Here is a 3,173-nt window from a genome sequence, read left to right as displayed (position 1 = left end):
CTCGGCGAGACGATGCAGTACAGCAGCCGCCGCGCAGCGCCTTTGCGCCTTGGATCGGGTTCGATGGCAGCGATCTGGGCATCGGTGAGCCAGCCGGTGGCATTGACCACGAAACAGCCCGATTCCAGCGCATGGTGACGCAGAGTGACTTCCATCTGATCGGCAAAGATCTGTCCCACCATGGAACCAGGGAATTGCGCGCAGTGGATTTCCTCGTGCTGTGCCATGAGGCTGTAGCGCGCCAGCGGGTTGTAGTGTTCCCAGCAGGCCAGCGCGCCCAGCCGTCCCACCGCGGTAGGCACCACCTTCAGGCCACTGGCATCGCCCTGGCCCCAGATCATGCGTTCGTGATAGGTCGGCGTGATCTTGCGGCGCTTCAATACCAGCTCGCCATCGGCATCGAACACCAGTTGCGTGTTGTAGAGCGTGCCATGGTCGCGCTCATTGACGCCCAGCACGACCACCGTGCCGTACTGCCGAGCCGCGGCAGAGACAGCCTGGGTGACCGGGCCGGGCAGCTCCACCGCGCGTTCATAGAGCAGTAGATGCTCCGGCCCCGCAGCGAAGGGTGGCCGCACGAACGAGAAGTACGGATAGTAGGGAACGAAGGTTTCGGGAAACACCACCAGTTCCGCTCCTTGTGCGGCAGCCTGTGCGATGGCCTCGCATACCTTGGCCACGGTGCCGTCTGCGCTGTCGAGGTCGGGCGCGATCTGCACCGCTGCTGCCCGTACCGTTCTCTTGTTGATGCTCATGGGCCACCCTTTCGCTTACAGGGTCCAGGTGTCGAGGATGAAGGCGTTGTCGCGACGATGCAGCAACACCAGATCCAGTACGTCCAGCGGATTGATGGGACGGATGCCGGGGATCAGCGAAGGCTCGCCATGACCGTACAGCGCCTGCAGGGCGAAGCGGCAGGCATAGACCTTGCCGCCCTCTTCCATGAACTTGACGATCTGCTTGTTGAAGTTCTGGTGGCCGGGGAAGGCTTCGTCGCCCAGTGTCGGAAAACCGCGCTGCACGCCCAGGGTCACGCCCGGGCCATAGAGCAGGATGGAGGTCTCGAAACCCTTGCGCTTCAAGCGCGTGGCCTGCAGCAGGTTGACGAAACCGATCGAGCCTTCGAAGGCTACGGTATGGAAGGTCACCAGTGCTTTTTCACCCGGCTGGGCTTTGACGTCTTCGAACACCTTCTCTTCATAATCCACCAGGAAATCGCCGGGGGCGTGGGCGGCTTGAGTGACTGCGGGCATGGTGATACTCCTCTCGATTGCTGTTGGTCTGCACTTGGGGAAGTGGTCCGGCGACCTTGCCGTGACGCTGGCATTGAATGCATCAGATGTGCCAGCAAGACGCCGTCAATGCTGCAATTGACTGCATCAATATCCATACAATCGCGGTTTTCCGAGAACCTCTCCAGCACCCTCGCGGCTTGCAGAAACGCACTGTATGGGCAGCTTTTTGCGACCCGCGAAGCAATCCATTCAATCCCTCCATACAATCGCGCAAACCCTTGCGCACCCTGATGCAGCGGCGTGTTTTAGGCTGGTGCAGACAAACCCGGAAGCATGATGCAAGGCAGTGCAGAGGCAGCCCTGTCAGAGCGCCATTGGATGGAATGCAAATTGCATTCAATGAAGAAACGCGATGCAGTCAATGTTGAGTGCAGGCAAGTCCAGCGAGGAAAGCACCATGCCCAAGAACAGCACCCTGTGGGTTCCCAAATTGAAGAAAGGCAGCGGCCCGCTCTACCTGGCCATTGCCAATGCGATTGCCGAGGATGTCGCCACCGGCCAACTGCAACCGGAACAGCGCCTGCCCCCGCAGCGCAAGCTGGCCGAACTGCTGGCGCTGGACTTCACCACCGTGGCACGCGCCTATACCGAAGCGCATCGACGCGGCCTGGTGGATTCGGTGGTGGGACGCGGCACATTCGTCTGCGGCAAGCGCCGCCCGCGCATCCCGCGTGTGACCGAAGGCCGGCCTAACGTCGATATGTCGATGAACATGCCGCCCGAACCGGAATCGAGCGAACTGGCGGCCCTGATGCAGGCGGGCTGGAACAAGGTCCACGGCAAGCTGCGCGACCTGATGCGCTACCAGGATTTCGGCGGCTCAGCGGAAGACCGCGAAGCCGGGGCACTGTGGCTGCGCCGGCGTGGACTGGTGGTGGAACCGCAACGGCTGCTGGTTACGCCCGGCGCACAGTGCGCGCTGCTGGCCATTCTCACCATGCTGGTAGGACCGGGCGGCGTGCTGTGCTGCGAGGATGTGACCTATCCCGGTCTGCGCGCTCTGGCCGGGCAACTGGGCATCAAGCTGGTCGGCTTGCCGATGGACAATGAAGGCATCGACGCCGTGGCCTTTGCCGGCGCCTGCGCGCAGTATGCGCCCAAGGCCCTGTACTGCAACCCTACCCTGCTCAACCCGACCACCTGCACCACCTCGCTCTCGCGCCGCCAGGCCCTGGTGGAAATCGCCCGTCATTATGAAGTGGCCATCATCGAGGATGATGCCTACGGCTTCCTGCCGCGCACCGCGCCCCCGGCCATCGCCAGCCTGGGCAGCGAGCTGACCTTCTACGTCACGGGTCTGGCCAAGAGCGTGGGAGCAGGCTTGCGCATCGCCTACCTGGTGGCGCCGGACGCCAGCTCGGCGGCACGCCTGACGGCATCCCTGCGCGCCACCACCGTGATGGCCTCGCCCATCACCTCCACCCTGGCCACACACTGGATCCGTGATGGCGTGGCCGACCTGGCGCTGGCCAACATCCGCAAGGAATCGATGGCGCGCCAGAAGATCGCCGCCCGCATCCTGCCCGAGCACAGCTATGCCTCGGAGCCGGAAGCGTTTCATTTATGGATCAAGCTGCGCGGCGGCTGGCAGGCCAGCAGCTTTGCCGCGCAGATGCGATCCTCAGGCATCGGCGTGGTGGCCAGCGACGCCTTTGCCGTGAGTGCCGCGCCCGAGCAGGCCGTGAGGGTATGCATCGGCGGCATTGCCAGCCGGCATGACATCCAACATGCGCTGGAAGTGATCCGCGATGCGCTCAATGANGCGCCACTGGCGCGACCGGCGGTGTTGTGAGCTGAACTGCGTGGTCCGTCCTAGCATCACCGCCGGCATTACTCCACTGCCCCAAAAATGCGCCGATCCTGTTTTCATTCCCGATC

The 3,173-nt window shown here is 63.1% G+C and carries 2 protein-coding genes and 1 pseudogene; 1 reads left to right on the top strand and 2 read right to left on the bottom strand.

Annotation, left to right across the window (positions count from 1 at the left end):
• Both I5W_RS07610 and I5W_RS07605 read right to left on the bottom strand, forming a co-directional pair.
• Window positions 1–755: pseudogene (locus I5W_RS07610) on the bottom strand (nitrilase-related carbon-nitrogen hydrolase); the annotation flags it as partial.
• A gap of 15 nt (window positions 756–770) precedes the next feature.
• Entirely contained in the window at window positions 771–1,253 is a 483-nt protein-coding gene (locus I5W_RS07605) for an MSMEG_0572/Sll0783 family nitrogen starvation response protein (RefSeq protein ID WP_017450192.1), read from the bottom strand.
• A gap of 394 nt (window positions 1,254–1,647) precedes the next feature.
• On the opposite strand from I5W_RS07605, the gene I5W_RS07600 reads away from it, so the two are divergent.
• Entirely contained in the window at window positions 1,648–3,087 is a 1,440-nt protein-coding gene (locus I5W_RS07600) for an aminotransferase-like domain-containing protein (protein ID WP_441294719.1), read from the top strand.
• Window positions 3,088–3,173 lie beyond the last annotated feature (86 nt).

This window comes from Herbaspirillum sp. B65 (assembly GCF_000333555.1).
GTDB lineage: Bacteria > Pseudomonadota > Gammaproteobacteria > Burkholderiales > Burkholderiaceae_D > Herbaspirillum > Herbaspirillum rubrisubalbicans.
This window is presented reverse-complemented; position numbering and strand designations above follow the sequence as displayed.

Coding starts and splice junctions, on each gene's coding strand:
- I5W_RS07605 (WP_017450192.1), bottom strand. CDS start 1,253: ATGCCCGCAGTCACTCAAGCCGCCCACGCCCCCGGCGATTTCCTGGTG.